Annotated in this window: 9 protein-coding genes and 2 tRNA genes (1 of these 11 only partly in view); 7 read left to right on the top strand and 4 right to left on the bottom strand. The window is 58.9% G+C overall.

What is annotated here, in order from left to right:
- Both D6877_RS29260 and D6877_RS22080 read right to left on the bottom strand, forming a co-directional pair.
- Positions 1–76 (bottom strand) — tRNA-Leu (locus D6877_RS29260) (it extends 76 nt beyond the left edge of the window).
- 180 nt (positions 77–256) lie between these two features.
- A tRNA-Leu gene (locus D6877_RS22080) sits at positions 257–343 on the bottom strand.
- A 225-nt stretch (positions 344–568) separates the two neighbouring features.
- Here D6877_RS22080 and rnr point away from each other — a divergent pair.
- The 7 genes from rnr to dnaB all read left to right on the top strand — a co-directional run bounded on the left by rnr (position 569) and on the right by dnaB (position 7,851).
- Positions 569–3,199 (top strand): ribonuclease R, encoded by a 2,631-nt coding sequence (gene rnr / locus D6877_RS22075; protein ID WP_024011371.1) that lies wholly within the window; start codon positions 569–571, stop codon positions 3,197–3,199.
- Complete coding sequence (rlmB, locus tag D6877_RS22070; RefSeq protein ID WP_024011372.1) at positions 3,196–3,960, top strand: 23S rRNA (guanosine(2251)-2'-O)-methyltransferase RlmB; 765 nt, start codon at positions 3,196–3,198, stop codon at positions 3,958–3,960. Before rnr ends, rlmB begins: the two co-directional genes overlap by 4 nt.
- Before the next feature lie 296 nt (positions 3,961–4,256).
- On the top strand, positions 4,257–4,679 hold the full coding sequence (rpsF, locus tag D6877_RS22065; protein ID WP_016771938.1) for a 30S ribosomal protein S6: 423 nt from the start codon (positions 4,257–4,259) through the stop codon (positions 4,677–4,679).
- Between the two features lie 29 nt (positions 4,680–4,708).
- Positions 4,709–4,939 carry a 30S ribosomal protein S18 gene (gene rpsR, locus D6877_RS22060; protein ID WP_002551829.1) on the top strand — a complete coding sequence of 77 codons (231 nt, stop codon included), beginning with the start codon at positions 4,709–4,711 and terminating at the stop codon, positions 4,937–4,939.
- A gap of 36 nt (positions 4,940–4,975) precedes the next feature.
- Complete coding sequence (locus tag D6877_RS22055; RefSeq protein ID WP_016771937.1) at positions 4,976–5,869, top strand: hypothetical protein; 894 nt, start codon at positions 4,976–4,978, stop codon at positions 5,867–5,869.
- Between the two features lie 18 nt (positions 5,870–5,887).
- Entirely contained in the window at positions 5,888–6,334 is a 447-nt protein-coding gene (gene rplI, locus D6877_RS22050; RefSeq protein ID WP_003221136.1) for a 50S ribosomal protein L9, read from the top strand.
- 119 nt (positions 6,335–6,453) lie between these two features.
- Positions 6,454–7,851 (top strand): replicative DNA helicase, encoded by a 1,398-nt coding sequence (gene dnaB, locus D6877_RS22045; RefSeq protein ID WP_039756905.1) that lies wholly within the window; start codon positions 6,454–6,456, stop codon positions 7,849–7,851.
- Between the two features lie 45 nt (positions 7,852–7,896).
- Here dnaB and D6877_RS22040 read toward each other — a convergent pair whose 3' ends face one another.
- Both D6877_RS22040 and D6877_RS22035 read right to left on the bottom strand, forming a co-directional pair.
- Complete coding sequence (locus tag D6877_RS22040; RefSeq protein WP_241662935.1) at positions 7,897–12,549, bottom strand: NEL-type E3 ubiquitin ligase domain-containing protein; 4,653 nt, start codon at positions 12,547–12,549, stop codon at positions 7,897–7,899.
- 84 nt (positions 12,550–12,633) lie between these two features.
- Positions 12,634–15,330 (bottom strand): hypothetical protein, encoded by a 2,697-nt coding sequence (locus D6877_RS22035; RefSeq protein ID WP_130912103.1) that lies wholly within the window; start codon positions 15,328–15,330, stop codon positions 12,634–12,636.
- Positions 15,331–15,438 lie beyond the last annotated feature (108 nt).

The following is a 15,438-nucleotide window of genomic DNA, read 5'->3' as shown; positions in this document are numbered from 1 at the left end:
AGAAGACTCGAACTTCCACGACCGTAAGGTCACCAGCACCTGAAGCTGGCGTGTCTACCAATTTCACCATCTGGGCAATCATCGCAAGCGTTGCCGCTGTTGATGTGGCGCACTATACGGAGGCCTTTTTGATCTGTAAACCCCTGATTTGGTTTTAATAAATCAGTGTGAACAAAAGCTTTCCCGCAAATGCAAAAAACCCGCTTTCGCGGGTTTTGTGTGAGTGTTGAAACTGATCTAGTCTCAGACTCGAAATTGGTGCCCAGGAGAAGACTCGAACTTCCACGACCGTAAGGTCACCAGCACCTGAAGCTGGCGTGTCTACCAATTTCACCACCTGGGCATCATCGAAAGCGCTTGTGCGTCGTCGATGGCGCGCACTATACGGAGCGTCTTTTTAACTGTAAACCCCTGCCGCAGAAAAAACTGAATTTTTTTACCAGCGGCGTTCAAAAGCGTATCAGAGCGTTGATGCAGGGCCTTGAAAGGTCCTATAGAAGCGGAAATTTCCCGTTTCACGGCGCCTATGCCAAACTAACCCGCATATAGACAAGGTGAAAACTCTCTAATGGCCGATTGGCAGTCCCTCGATCCCGAGGCCGCTCGTGAAGCGGAAAAATACGAAAACCCTATTCCCAGCCGCGAACTGATCCTGGCGCACCTCGCCGATCGGGGTTCGCCTGCTGCCCGCGAGCAACTGGTCGAAGAGTTTGGTCTGACCACAGAAGACCAGATCGAGGCCCTGCGCCGCCGCTTGCGCGCCATGGAGCGCGACGCTCAACTGATCTACACCCGCCGGGGCACTTATGCGCCGGTGGACAAGCTCGACCTGATTCTCGGCCGCATCAGCGGTCATCGTGACGGTTTCGGTTTCCTGGTGCCGGACGACGGCAGCGACGACCTGTTCATGAGCCCGGCGCAAATGCGTCTGGTGTTCGACGGTGACCGCGCGCTGGCCCGGGTTTCCGGGCTCGACCGCCGTGGTCGCCGCGAAGGCGTGATCGTTGAAGTAGTGTCCCGCGCTCACGAAACCATCGTTGGCCGCTACTTCGAAGAGGGCGGTATCGGTTTCGTGGTTGCCGACAATCCGAAGATCCAGCAGGAAGTGCTGGTGACGCCGGGGCGCAACGCCAACGCGCAGATCGGTCAGTTCGTCGAAGTGAAAATCACCCACTGGCCAACGCCGCGCTTCCAGCCGCAAGGCGATGTGGTCGAAGTGGTCGGCAACTACATGGCGCCGGGCATGGAAATCGATGTTGCCCTGCGCACTTACGACATTCCGCACGTCTGGCCTGAAGCGGTTGTGAAAGAAGCCGCCAAGCTCAAGCCGGAAGTTGAAGAAAAAGACAAAGAGAAGCGCATCGATTTGCGCCATCTGCCGTTCGTCACCATCGACGGCGAAGACGCCCGCGACTTCGATGACGCGGTCTACTGCGAAGCCAAACCGGGCAAGCTGCGCCTGTTCTCCGGTGGCTGGAAGTTGTACGTGGCGATCGCCGACGTTTCCAGCTACGTGAAGATCGGCTCGGCCCTGGACAACGAAGCTCAGGTTCGCGGCAACTCGGTGTACTTCCCCGAGCGCGTGATTCCGATGCTGCCGGAGCAACTGTCCAACGGCCTGTGCTCGCTGAACCCGCAGGTCGATCGTCTGGCCATGGTTTGCGAGATGACCATCTCCAAGTCCGGCGAAATGACCGACTACTGCTTCTATGAGGCGGTGATCCATTCCCACGCTCGTCTGACCTACAACAAGGTCAGCGCGATGCTGGAAACGCCGAAGGCGACCGAGGCGCGCAAATTGCGCGGCGAGTACACCGACGTCGTGCCGCACCTCAAGCAGCTCTACGCCTTGTACAAAGTATTGCTGGCTGCCCGTCACGTGCGTGGCGCGATCGATTTCGAAACCCAGGAAACCCGGATCATCTTCGGCTCCGAGCGCAAGATCGCCGAAATCCGTCCGACCGTGCGCAACGATGCGCACAAGCTGATCGAGGAATGCATGCTGGCGGCCAACGTGGCCACTGCCGAATTCCTCAAGAAGCACGAAATTCCTGCGCTGTATCGCGTTCACGCCGGTCCGCCGCCAGAGCGTCTGGAAAAACTGCGCGCGTTCCTTGGTGAGCTCGGCCTGTCCCTGCACAAAGGCAAAGACGGTCCGTCGCCGAAGGATTATCAGGCTTTGCTGGCGAGCATCAAGGATCGTCCGGATTTCCACCTGATCCAGACCGTGATGCTGCGTTCGTTAAGCCAGGCGGTGTACAGCGCTGAAAACGACGGCCACTTCGGCCTGAATTACGAAGCCTATACCCACTTCACTTCGCCGATCCGTCGTTACCCGGACCTGCTCACGCACCGGGCAATTCGCAGCGTGATCCATTCGAAACAGGACACCCCGCACGTTCGTCGTGCCGGTGCGATGACCATTCCGAAAGCGCGCATCTATCCGTACGACGAAGCGGCGTTGGAGCAGCTCGGCGAGCAGTGCTCGATGAGCGAGCGTCGTGCCGACGAGGCGACCCGCGACGTGGTGAACTGGCTCAAGTGCGAGTTCATGAAGGATCGCGTCGGCGAGTCGTTCCCGGGCGTGATTACCGCCGTGACCGGTTTTGGTCTGTTCGTCGAACTGACCGATATCTACGTCGAAGGCCTGGTGCACGTCACTGCGCTGCCGGGTGATTACTACCACTTTGATCCTGTGCATCACCGCTTGGCGGGCGAGCGCACCGGTCGCAGTTTCCGTCTTGGCGACACCGTTGAAGTACGCGTCATGCGCGTCGACCTCGACGAGCGCAAGATCGATTTCGAGATGGCCGAAAAAACCATCAGCGCGCCGATCGGTCGCAAGAAACGTGGCGCCGAAACCGCAGCGCCTGCTGCCAAGGCTGCGGAAGAAAAGGCCCCAGCGAAAACCGCCAGCCGTCGTCCGGCCAAGGAAAAGGTTGCCGAAGCCTATCGCCCGAGCGATGCCGTGGCGAAAAACGCTGAACTGCGCAAAAGCCGTGAATTGAAGAAGGCCTTGCTGGCCGATGCGAAAAACGGTGGTAAAGCGGCGTCCGGGGGAAAGACCGGACGGTCGGCGCCTGACAGGGCGACCGACGGCAAGCCAGCCAAGCCAAGCAAACACCGTAAGGGCCCGCCAAAAGCGGGTTCCGCTCCAGCCAAGAGTGGCGGGGCGCGTAAACCGAAGGCGAAGTCATGAGTCAGTTGGAAAAAATCTACGGCGTTCACGCGGTAGAAGCGTTGCTGCGTCACCATCCCAAGCGCGTCAAGCAGATCTGGCTGGCGGAAAGCCGCAACGATCCGCGCGTGCAGACGCTGGTCGAGCTGGCCAATGAAAACCGTGTTCAGGTCGGCCAGGCCGAGCGCCGCGAAATGGACGCCTGGGTTGAAGGCGTGCACCAGGGCGTGGTCGCGGAAGTCAGCCCGAGTCAGGTCTGGGGCGAGGCAATGCTCGACGAGTTGCTTGATCGCACCGAAGGCGCTCCGCTGCTGCTGGTGCTCGACGGCGTGACCGATCCGCACAACCTCGGCGCCTGCCTGCGTTCGGCCGATGCGGCCGGTGCGCTGGCGGTGATCGTGCCAAAAGACAAGTCGGCCACGCTGACGCCGGTGGTGCGTAAAGTTGCCTGCGGCGCGGCGGAAGTGATTCCGCTGGTGGCCGTGACCAACCTGGCTCGCACTCTGGAAAAACTCCAGCAGCGCGGTTTGTGGGTAGTCGGCACCGCTGGTGAAGCCGAGGTCAGCATTTATGACCAGGACCTGACCGGCCCGACCATTCTGATCATGGGCGCTGAAGGCAAAGGCATGCGCCGCCTGACCCGCGAGCACTGCGACTATCTGGTGAACCTGCCGATGGCCGGCAGTGTCAGCAGCCTCAACGTCTCGGTCGCCACAGGCGTGTGCCTGTTCGAAGCCCAGCGCCAGCGCGGCGCAAAAGCCAAGGCTGCCGCAAAAAAATAAGCTTTACTGCGAGGCCTGTAGGAGCTGTCGAGTGAAACGAGGCTGCGATCTTTTGATCTTGCTTTGAAAAAATCAAAGTCAAAAGATCGCAGCCTTCGGCAGCTCCTACACGGGTCGCCCGGTGGTTGTTCAAATAATCACCAATTGCCTTGCGCCCCCGCAGTCCCTTCTCTACAATTGCGCCCCTTGCTGTGACGGCAGGCACGCATGTGCCCCGCGCCAGCAAGTCCATAAGTGTCATTCACTCCTTGTCTGACCGTTTTTGAGCGGCAGGCTACAACCCGTAAGGAGCATTCATGCGTCATTACGAAATCATCTTTCTGGTCCACCCGGATCAGAGCGAGCAAGTCGGCGGCATGGTTGAGCGTTACACCAAGCTGATCGAAGAAGACGGCGGCAAAATCCACCGTCTGGAAGATTGGGGCCGTCGTCAACTGGCCTACGCAATCAACAATGTTCACAAGGCTCACTACGTGATGCTGAACGTTGAGTGCACTGGCAAGGCCCTGGCCGAGCTGGAAGACAACTTCCGCTACAACGATGCAGTGATCCGTAACCTGGTCATCCGTCGCGACGAAGCCGTTACCGGCCAGTCCGAGATGCTCAAGGCTGAAGAAAACCGCAGTGAGCGCCGTGAGCGTCGCGACCGTCCTGAGCACGAAGGCGCCGAAGGCACCGACAGTGATGACAGCGACAACAGCGATAACGCTGACGAGTAATCCACGGACCTTATTAAGGAGCCTATCAAATGGCACGTTTCTTCCGTCGTCGTAAATTCTGCCGCTTCACCGCTGAAGACGTGAAAGAGATCGACTACAAAGATCTCAACACTCTGAAAGCCTACGTATCCGAGACCGGCAAAATCGTTCCAAGCCGCATCACCGGTACCAAAGCTCGTTATCAGCGTCAGCTGGCCACCGCTATCAAGCGCGCCCGCTTCCTGGCCCTGCTGGCCTACACCGACAGCCACGGCCGCTGAGACCGGGCAGTCGACAAGTAGCAAAGGATTGAATGCATGCGCGCCTTAGCTGAGTTCATCATGCGAGGCCGAATGCAGGCCACTCTCGTGGTGGCCGGATGTGCAACATTGCCGTTGTTGTATTGGTTGGGTGCTGCCGCCGGGAGCCTTGTGCTGCTGCGGCGCGGATTGACGGACGCCCTGGGCGTTCTGTCACTGGGACTGCTGCCGGCCTTGATCTGGTGGCTGTATGCCGACGACCCACGGGCACTTCTCGTGCTGCTGGGGTCTTCGGGGCTTGCGTTGGTTTTGCGCGCAAGCGAATCCTGGGTCCGCACGCTGCTGGTCAGCGTAGTGATCGGAGTGGTGTTTTCAGTGGTGCTCGGGGTCGCGTTTGCGGCCCAGATCGAGATGCTCGCACAGGCCCTTATAAAGGTCATGCCGGCACTTCTCGGTGAGACCTACAAGCAATTGTCGGTCGATGAGCAAGCGCGTTTTGCGTCCCTGATTGCACCGGTCCTGACCGGACTGATTGCGGCCTTGTTGCAGATCGTCAGCGTGCTGAGCCTGATTGTCGGGCGGCATTGGCAGGCGTTGTTGTACAACCCGGGTGGTTTCGGTCGCGAGTTTCGCGCCATCCGCATCCCGCTGGGGCCGGCGATGTTACTGCTGGCGTTGATGCTTCTGGGCCCGAATCTCGGTGCACAGATGGCCATGTTGACGCCGTTGTGCAGTGTACCGCTGGTGTTCGCCGGGCTGGCCCTGATTCACGGGCTGGTCGGGCAGAAGCGACTGGCCGGTTTCTGGCTGGTGGGGTTGTACGTCACGCTGCTGTTGTTCATGCAGCTGATCTATCCGTTGCTCGTGGTTCTGGCCATTGTCGACAGCCTGATTGATTTTCGCGGTCGTCACGTGTCGAAAGACACCGACAGCGCGAACGGTGAAGGTTAAAAGTTAGAGGATTTTCACATGCAACTGATCCTTCTGGAAAAAATCGCCAACCTGGGCAACCTGGGCGACAAAGTAAACGTTAAGGCCGGTTACGGCCGTAACTACCTGCTGCCTTTCGGCAAGGCTACCGCTGCGACCGCTGCCAACCTGGCTGCGTTCGAAGAGCGTCGCGCCGAGCTGGAAAAAGCCGCCGCAGACCGTAAGGCATCGGCTGAAAGCCGTGCTGCCCAACTGGCCGAGCTGGAAGTGACCATCACTGCCACCGCTGGCGACGAAGGCAAGCTGTTCGGTTCGATCGGTACTCACGACATCGCTGACGCACTGACCGCCTCCGGCGTTGAAGTGCAGAAGAGCGAAGTTCGTCTGCCGAACGGCACCATCCGCAACGTGGGTGAATTCGACGTGGCTGTGCACCTGCACGCCGAAGTTGAAGCCACCGTACGCGTTGTCGTGGTAGCAGCTTAAGCAACACGGATCGGCTGGCGGCTTGTCCGTCAGGCGGTTAACATCGGGCACGATCCTGTTTACAGGTCGTGCCCTTTGTCTTTCTGAATTCCCTGCTTTTCACTAATACTCAAGTGGCCATGAACGATATCTCCGCTCCCGAGCAATACGATCTGCAAACCGCTGCCCTGAAGGTGCCGCCGCATTCCATCGAGGCCGAACAGGCTGTACTCGGTGGTCTGATGCTGGACAACAACGCCTGGGAACGCGTGCTCGATCAAGTCTCCGACGGCGATTTCTATCGACATGACCACCGTTTGATTTTCCGCGCGATCGCCAAACTGGCCGATCAGAACTCGCCGATCGACGTCGTGACCCTTGCCGAGCAATTGGACAAGGAAGGCCAGACGTCGCAAGTCGGCGGCCTTGGTTATCTCGGCGAACTGGCGAAAAATACCCCGTCCGTCGCCAACATCAAGGCCTATGCGCAGATCGTCCGCCAGCGCGCGACGTTGCGCCAACTGATCGGTATCAGCACCGAGATTGCCGACAGCGCCTTCAACCCCGAAGGCCGCACCGCGGAAGAAATCCTCGACGAAGCCGAACGGCAGATCTTCCAGATCGCCGAAGCGCGGCCCAAGACCGGCGGCCCGGTCGGCGTCAATGAGCTGCTGACCAAGGCCATCGATCGCATCGACACGTTGTTCAACACCGCCGACGCCATCACCGGGCTGTCCACCGGCTACACCGACCTCGACGAGAAGACCAGCGGCTTGCAGCCGTCCGACCTGATCATCGTTGCCGGCCGTCCGTCGATGGGTAAGACCACCTTCGCGATGAACCTGGTGGAAAACGCCGTGTTGCGCAGCGAAAAAGCGGTGCTCGTTTACTCGCTCGAGATGCCAGGCGAATCGCTGATCATGCGTATGCTCTCTTCGCTCGGCCGAATCGACCAGACCAAGGTGCGTTCCGGCCAACTCGAAGACGACGACTGGCCGCGCCTGACGTCGGCGGTCAATCTGCTCAACGACCGCAAACTGTTCATCGATGACACCGCTGGTATCAGCCCGTCGGAAATGCGCGCGCGCACCCGTCGTCTGGTGCGTGAGCACGGCGAGGTCGGCCTGATCATGATCGACTACCTGCAACTGATGCAGATTCCCGGTTCCAGCGGTGACAACCGCACCAACGAGATTTCCGAGATCTCGCGATCCCTGAAAGCCCTGGCCAAGGAATTCAACTGCCCGGTAGTTGCCCTGTCGCAGCTCAACCGTTCCCTGGAACAGCGCCCGAACAAACGCCCGGTGAACTCCGACTTGCGCGAATCCGGAGCGATCGAGCAGGACGCCGACGTGATCATGTTCGTTTATCGCGACGAGGTGTATCACCCGGAGACCGAGCACAAGGGCATCGCCGAAATCATCATCGGCAAGCAGCGTAACGGCCCGATCGGTTTCATTCGGCTGGCGTTCATCGGCAAATACACGCGCTTCGAAAACCTCGCGCCGGGCAGTTACAACTTCGACGACGACGAATGACAACTGGCCGGGTCATGCCGGCCAGTTGCACCTCTGTTTCAGCGGTTATTCAGTTTCAACTGCTGCCGTTTCGGAATTTTGCATCGCATATTCGCTGAGTTCCTGCCGGCTCAGGGTTGTGATCAACTCCGCTTCCTTGATTGCCAACTCGGCTTGCAGCGACATCGATTGTGCCTTGTAGTCGACGAATGAAAGCTCACTGGCCGAATGCGCATCATCTAGCGTCGCCTGGCGCGTCTGGAAGGGATCGCGTTGTGTTTCAAACTGCGACCGGTACTTGTGCGTGATGAACTCCTGCCAGAACTCTCTGGCCACCAGTGCCTGAAACTCTTCCGGCGAATTATCCTGCGCGATCACCTTTTCATACGCGGCATTCAGTTGTGCCTCCGACACGTCAGCCAATCGGGCGAAGCCCATCCGTTCCGGCTGTCCCGGCAGTTGCAGACGATCCTTCAGGCGAAAGCGATAGAACAGCCGCACTTCGATTTCTTCGGGTACGCGAGGAGGCCCGAACACTCGTGCCTCCTCAGGTGTTCTGGACGCGGCGATGCGGGCTTCACGCTGGGCGATATCCGCTGAGGCAATCTTGTCGACCTCATGCAGACGGAACAGGGCCTTGGACAATGCCGACAGTTGTTTGCCTTGTGCCTCGTCACGGGCCTGGGAGCGGGCCTTGTGCGCGAGGGTCAGCACTTCCAGATTGGTGAACGTGAACGCCGCCCGGTCACAACATGCCGGGTCGCCCGCGCGGTCCAGTACTTCCCGGCGCAAATGTTCGGATTGAGCAGTGTTTTCCGTGATGCTGTCGATCAGGTTCCAGACCCTGCGTTGCAGGTCAGGGTGGCTGGCGGGCTCGCTCAGCAGGCGGTCAATCGTGTTGAACAGCCCATCGGAACCTTGCTCATCGCGCACGGTTTGCCATTGCTGTCGTCTTGTGGCGACTTCGGTGGCTGGCAACCCGACGGTCCAGCGCGTCATGGTGTCCAGCAGGAGGGCCCTGATGTTCGGCATGTTCATGCTCAGCCCTGTGTCGATCAGATTATTCCTGCCACTCATGAACATGCCGGCGGCTGCGAGGCGCCCGGCATATTCGACCAGACGGGCGCGGGACTGGTTGTTCAACTGGTTGAAGCGGATATTGGTTACGTCGTTGACTTGGAACGGCACCGCGTCAAAGACGAAGTCCGGAATTTGCTCAATGCGGTTATTGCTGAGGTTGACGGTGTCCAGGGAGGGCTGTGCGCTGAGGCCGACAGGAAATTCCGAAATGCCTGTGCTAGCCAGATTGACCGAACGCATGTCGGGGATCCGACTGAAGTCCGGGACGATGCCAAGTTGCCGGTTGTTACTCAGCCATAGCGCTCGCAGGGTGGTGCGTTCCGACAGGATCCGTGCCGTATCGACGGTCAGGGATATTTCATTGTGCTGCAGGAACAGCTTGGTCAGCCCGTTCATTTGGCCAATGGCCGGGGGCAGTACGCGCAATTGGTTTTTGGAAAGATCCAGCCAGCGCACGTGCCTGAAACGGGTAAGGAAGCCTTCGGGCGAAGCACTCAAGTGCATATCGCGGAGCTTGACCGAACCCACATGGCTGAAGTCCGCGTCGATATCCGGGAGGCTTGGCAGGTTCAGACCGCTGAGATCCAGCTCCAGGCCGATACTGGTCCCGTCAAATGCCGTCTGCTGCGGTGTTTCCTGCCGCCAGCAGTTGATGATCCGGTCTCGCGCCGTGGTCCGGTCAGCTCGGTTTTCGGCATTGAGCATGAGTTGGTTGGCAGGAATATAACCTTGACGGTTACCTCCCCCGGAAAATACCCATGCGTCAAGCTGCTGGTTCAAAACCGCGAACTCGCGTTCGAGCTGACTCAGCCTCGTGCCCACGGTGCCAGGCTCGAGGCCCCACAGGTATTTGCGGCAGTCGTTGATGCTTTTGGCTGGATAGAGGCGGTGGTAGCGTTGCGCCCGCGATTTGTCATGGTCGAAGGCTGAAGGGTGGACCGGGGTCATCAACTCCGGATGTGCTGTGTTCAGGCGACGCCAGTAACCTTCGAATTTCCTCACATAGCTGGAGGGAATGCCGGGATTGCTTGTCAATAACGTGACATTGTTGATCCGCGCAACAGCGGCGAGTTGATCGGCGGGCGGGTTGAGGTGGGCCTCGGGAACGTCGGTTAAAAGGTTGCTGCCCAAATCGACGCCAGTCAAAGCGGTCTTGTTCAGCAGTCCGAGCGGCCAGTGGGAGATCTGCGCATGACTCAGGTTCAGCGTGGTCAAGCCTGACATGGCGCTGACGTCCGGCGTTATCTTCAATGGATTGTGCGACAGGTTCAGATGGGTCAATCGGTTCAGGCCAGCGATTGTCGCGACGGCTTGCGCATCCAGTTCAATCTGGTTGGAACCCAGATTCAACCAGGTGAGCGTTTGCATTTGACTGAGCATCGTCGGTGGCTTGTCGAGCGTTGAATTTCCAATGCTCAGGTGCTGCAGATGACTAAAGCCGGACAGGAAAGTATTGGCAGCCGGCGACCACTCCACCCCGATCAGTGTCAATTTGCGCACGTGTCCGAAGTCTGCGCTCAGGTCCGGCAGCATGGATTGTTTGTTGCTTATCCCGACCAGACCGAGGTAATCGAGCGTCAGTGTCGTTTGCGTCTGGTCAAGCCAGCATTGCCTGATCGCCGTCGCAGTCTCGAGTGCCCGTTTGCGTTGGCCGGCGTTGCTCAGCAGTGCACAGGATTGCTTGTAGGCATCAAGGCTCGTGTCCAACTGGGCAAACGCTTCGCTGCGCCGTGTCAGCACCGCGTCTGTATCGTCGCCCAGCCCCATGATGAATTTCTTCGCGCCGGCCACGTCCAGATGCGCATACAGATTTCGCGTCCGGTCAATGACGCCAATGCCTTCCTTGAGCCTGAAAGCGCCTTCCAGAGCGCCAGCGGCCCACTCGGCTTTCCTGGCCTCCGCCTGCAGCCAGAAGCGCTCGAACTTCTGCCAGTAATCGGCGGGGAACGCATTGTTTTCCAGCAGGATGTGACGGTTGATATGGACAATGGCTTCGAACTGGTCGTCCGCTGGGTTCAGATGCTCGGCGGGCACCTCTTGCAGTTTGTTATGGCGCAAGTCGATCTTTTTCAGAGCGGTCAGTCCCTTCAGGCCGGTCGGCCAGCCCTTGATGCCTGTGGCGCAAAGGTCCAGCTCTTGCAAGTTGGGCATCGCGCTGAAATCGGGCAACTTGCCCAAAGGGTTTTTCGTCAGGACAAGGACCTCCAGGTTCGCCAGGCCGCCGAGTGCGGCGGCGCTGGCCTCATCAAGCTGGAGCTTGTTGGTGCGCAGATTCAGCTCGGTCAGGTTGTGCATTTGGCTGACGGCTGCCGGCAGTTTTTCCAGGCCCGAGCGGGTAATTTTCAAACTCTGCAGGCCGCTAAAGCCGCTCAAAAAGGTTTCTGCAGCAGGCGACCACGCCACCGAGTCCATTTCCAGAAAACGGACATGGTTGAAATCCGCTCTCAGGGCAGGCAACGGTGCGTGACTGAGGGGAAAGCGCAATTGCGTCGTTTCTTGACTCCAGCAGCGTTTGATTCCGTTAGCGACGGTATTTGCCCAATTGGTGACAGGCCCTTGCGCTGAAGGAACGGTCAGATGCTTGTGTGTCGCTGTCCACGCCTGCAGGTCTTTTTCCAGGTTGCTGTACTCGGTCTCCTTCGTGGTCAGTCCGCCGTCGACGTCGTCACCCAGCGTTCGAAGGAAGGCTGCAACCTGTTGATCGTCGAACGATGGATAGAGTTTTCGTACCCGAGCCTCGGGTCGGCTCGAACGGTGGGTGAACGCGAAGAAGCGCTCTGCCAGACTTCGACGAGCGGACGGATTCCGCTCTGCCCGCCGCATCCCGCCGGCGCCCCCGGTGCTGACACCGACCCAGCCCTCGCGTGGGTCCAGCACAATCGCTTGCGAGCGACCCGGTCGTGAGGCGACATAGTGATTGTCCGCATCGACGGCCACCGGATCTTCGGCTCTGACGATGCGCATCACCTGCGACCAGGGCGTCGAGGCATCGAGATCTTGCAGTACCTGATACGCGTGATTGTCGATCACGGCGTAGAGCTTTCCTTCAAAGCGATGCAGACCGTCGCTGTCGCCTATGGCGCTGCTGAAGTCCAGTGCAGTGCGAAAGTCCTCCAGGCGGGTCGCTGACAGGGCAAACGTGGTTGGCTGCGAGTGCTCGAATGCATGCCACAGCCCGTCGTCGGGGTTTCGCAGCATCGCCGGCCCTGTGGGCGTGAATTCGCTCGCCAGCGTGGCCCGCCAGAGACCGCTCTGCGATTCCTTGCCAACCTGCACTAAGCCGCCATCGGCCAGCTCTACGTACTGGCGGCCCTTGAACAATCTCAAACCCTCGGTATTGGCCGCGGGCAGGCTGGGTGTAAGGGAGAGTCGATAGTGTTCCAGCGATCGGTCGCCGAGATCAACGCTATCCTGTCCTGACCGGGTGGGGTGCACGGTAACGGTCGGAGCCAGACCGATTGCGTCAGCGTCAGCGCTGCCTGTGGTGCTGCCCGGCCGTGGTGGTGTAGTCAGCGTTTCGGCTTCCAAGCCAGGTCGCAGGGTTATGTCAGGGCGTAGCGCGGGTGGATCCACTGGCGTATCCGGCCGCAAATGGACATCGACGGTGGTGTTGCCTTTGGTGGCTATCTTGATTGGCATGTCTTTACATTCCTTGTAGAGGTTGCCTGGCAGCACTCGGCATCCGGTGCTCCCCGGCTGTTCGGCATCATTGCCTGAGAGGTATCACTGACCGGCTCTTGAGGTGAGCCTTGGCTGCTGCTTCGAGCTGGTTGATGGCCCGGGATTGGCGAGGGGAGTAGCGTTCGCGGCCATGTCGAAAACTCTCTGCGCCGTGCGCCCGTCGAAATGTTCGCGCCAGATGGTGACGTGTTCGCGCCCCGCCCGTTCTTCCCGGCGTTGTGAACTGATGCCCCGCGCGCTTTGCTGGAGGGTTTTCAGATGGGCGCCGCGCACGCTGAAGTTCAGCTCTGGCGTGTCCGGTGCCGGATAATGGAAATGCGCGTGCCAGAGCTCTCTGTCGTCAGTGGCATCTCTGATCGAGTAAAGGTCCAGATACTCGCTGTTCTTGCCCTTGCCTCTGCGTAATCGCTGGTGGGTTTTGCGCACGTTGACCCGCGCGTGATCCATCAGATAAATCAGCCGGTCAACGCACAGAAAGTTTTTGTCCTTGTAGATCCGTATGCGAATGTTTTCGCCCGTGTCGCGCAGGCGTTGACTCTCGTGCCGAAGTCGTTGGATGAGGGCGGGGGCCCGGGCATCGATGGTTTCGAAGCGCTGAAGATCAAAAGCGGTGTCGTCCAGCTCTTTGGCCCGTATTTCGAGCGTTTCTACAATATTGTCGGGATGGTATTTCGACTTTTCCTGATTGACGGCGGTCACCACGCAGGATTCGGATTGCTGCAAATGCCGATTGGCTTCGCTGATCAGCGTGGAAAGCTGTTTGTGCTGCAACGTCTGCAACGTCTGCGCCGGGCGCCATTCGCCGTCTCTGCGCTCATAGATCTGTCCGGGTTGTTTCGGATCAAGCAGGTTTTTGACGCTTATGACTTCCTCACCCCGCGTGGTCCGTCGTGCCTCGCCGAAATGAATTTTATAAACGCCATGCTTTTTTGCGCGAAAGAGTCGCCAGTGTATGGTTTTTGGACCCGTTGCGGCCTGTGGCGGAATGAAGTCAAAGTCAATCGGCAGTTCATGAGCTGTCAGCGCGGTTCTGTCGGGCTGGGCGTGGTAAATATGGGTCAGGCGGTTTTCCAGAGTTTGCTCAAACGCATGGATTTCTGCATTGATTTCATTGCGTGAAGTGGCCTGCAAATCTCCGTCTGGCAGGTCAAGCCGTTCATACCGGTCGCGGATAGCGGCGCATTGCTGCGACAGGTCACGTAGCACAGCAGGGTGTGAGGGAGGCGCAAAGGTGTCGAGCGCTCCGTAGACGAAAGTCATCTGACCAAACTGGACGGCCAGTTCAGAGGCCTGAGGGGTATCCCCGCTTGATCGAGGATTGTCCAGCAGCAAGCTTTTGGTCAGGACCCAGGAGGCAACTACGTCATGAGTATCCATCGGTGAAAGAACGTTCTGGCCCAGATCATCTGCCGAAACTTTCCATTTTTTCAGCAGTTTGTCGGCAATGAGCTGACGCTTTTTCATGCGCTCCAGCAATCTGCTGAGGAAAATGACCGTATGTGGCAGCCTTTCCGGGTCGAGATCGAGCAACGGTCCTTCCAGTGCGCGGCGCGACAGGCCACATTCTATGAGTTGCTGGTAGGCGAACATTTGTTCTTTTTGCAGCGCAATCATTTCGTTTCTGTACTGGTCGTCCGTCCTGATGTTCTTGATGACGGACTTTTTGCTCTCATAGTATTCCAGTGCCTTGCCAAGCCGCTTCAGGTCCCTTTCGCTGTGCATTTCGCGATCAACAAGTGCGGTTAATTCACCTGCGGTTTTCCCGGCAGGTTCTGCCTCCAGACCCTTTGCAGTCAGCCATGCGGATATAAGCTTTTGCCGTTTCTTTTGAGCTTTCTGGCTCCCCCGCTTTATTCGCTCCAGTTCAGAAGACACTTCGAAACGCTCCAGGGCGACACTCAGCGGTTCTGTAGTCTTTTTTGGCATGCCCGCTGCACCGTATACGATGGTTCCCTGCCAGCCGTAGCGGGAGTCAAAGGCGATGGGTTCCGATCTGCCGGGGCGCGATGCCACGTATATATTGTTCTCAGCGGTTGCGACCGGATCGTCGGCGCGAACGATGCGCATCACTGCCCTGCGCGGCATTGAAGCTTCGAGATCGTGCAAGACTTGATAGGCGTGATTGTCAATCCGTGCGTACAGCTTGCCGTCAAAACGCAAGAGCCCATCGCTGTCCGGGGCGACCGTGCTGAAATCCAGATCGGTGCGAAACGCTTCCAGTCGCGTGGCGGATAACGGGTAAGTCATTGGCGAAGAGGTTTCGGCCGGTTGCCAGAGACCGAGGTCGGCGTCGAGCTGCAACAGTGGCCCGGACGGATACAATTCGCTGGGCAGCTTCGCCCGGTAACGGCCGGCCGGGTCCAGACCCACCTGCACGGTGCCGCCCTCCGGCACTTTGACATAGTGACGGCCGCGGAAAGTCGAAATGCCCCGGTGGTCGGCGGCAGGGACAACCATGAGCGGATTGATCCAGTAATCCTTCAAAGGGCGTTCGCGCACGGTCGGGTCCGGCCATGAAGCAACTACCGCCCTGACCGATACCGGCGGTGGCAGGGAAATAATGCGATGAAGTCCGGCATCGGTTGCCGTGGGCGCTGGCGGCGTCGGGCGCGTGGGGATTCTCGGCGTCGGCCCGCCGTCGAAGTGCGGCGTGAAACCGGACCTGATTGGCGAGTCATAAAGGCGCGGTGGATGAACCGAGACGGTCGTCGTGCCTCTGCTTGGCGGTTTGGATGGCATTGCCTGTCTTCCTTCAATTTTCACGCCGCGCTACCCCCGATGGGAGTGCGACAGGCGGGCGGCTTCCTTGCCGTTTCGTGCGTCGTGCGTTCAACAAAAACGCGTAAT

The sequence above is a fragment of the Pseudomonas sp. Sample_9 genome (assembly GCF_004307535.1).
In the GTDB taxonomy this organism is placed as follows: domain Bacteria; phylum Pseudomonadota; class Gammaproteobacteria; order Pseudomonadales; family Pseudomonadaceae; genus Aquipseudomonas; species Aquipseudomonas mercuritolerans.
The sequence above is the reverse complement of the archived record's forward strand: the minus strand, read 5'-3'. Positions and strand labels throughout refer to the sequence as shown.

Excerpts from the sequence above, each read along its gene's own strand:
- rpsR (WP_002551829.1), top strand. The coding sequence starts at position 4,709 with ATGGCACGTTTCTTCCGTCGTCGTAAATTCTGCCGCTTCACCGCTGAA.
- dnaB (WP_039756905.1), top strand. The coding sequence starts at position 6,454 with ATGAACGATATCTCCGCTCCCGAGCAATACGATCTGCAAACCGCTGCC.
- D6877_RS22035 (WP_130912103.1), bottom strand. The coding sequence starts at position 15,330 with ATGCCATCCAAACCGCCAAGCAGAGGCACGACGACCGTCTCGGTTCAT.
- rnr (WP_024011371.1), top strand. The coding sequence starts at position 569 with ATGGCCGATTGGCAGTCCCTCGATCCCGAGGCCGCTCGTGAAGCGGAA.
- D6877_RS22055 (WP_016771937.1), top strand. The coding sequence starts at position 4,976 with ATGCGCGCCTTAGCTGAGTTCATCATGCGAGGCCGAATGCAGGCCACT.
- rpsF (WP_016771938.1), top strand. The coding sequence starts at position 4,257 with ATGCGTCATTACGAAATCATCTTTCTGGTCCACCCGGATCAGAGCGAG.
- rlmB (WP_024011372.1), top strand. The coding sequence starts at position 3,196 with ATGAGTCAGTTGGAAAAAATCTACGGCGTTCACGCGGTAGAAGCGTTG.
- rplI (WP_003221136.1), top strand. The coding sequence starts at position 5,888 with ATGCAACTGATCCTTCTGGAAAAAATCGCCAACCTGGGCAACCTGGGC.
- D6877_RS22040 (WP_241662935.1), bottom strand. The coding sequence starts at position 12,549 with ATGCCAATCAAGATAGCCACCAAAGGCAACACCACCGTCGATGTCCAT.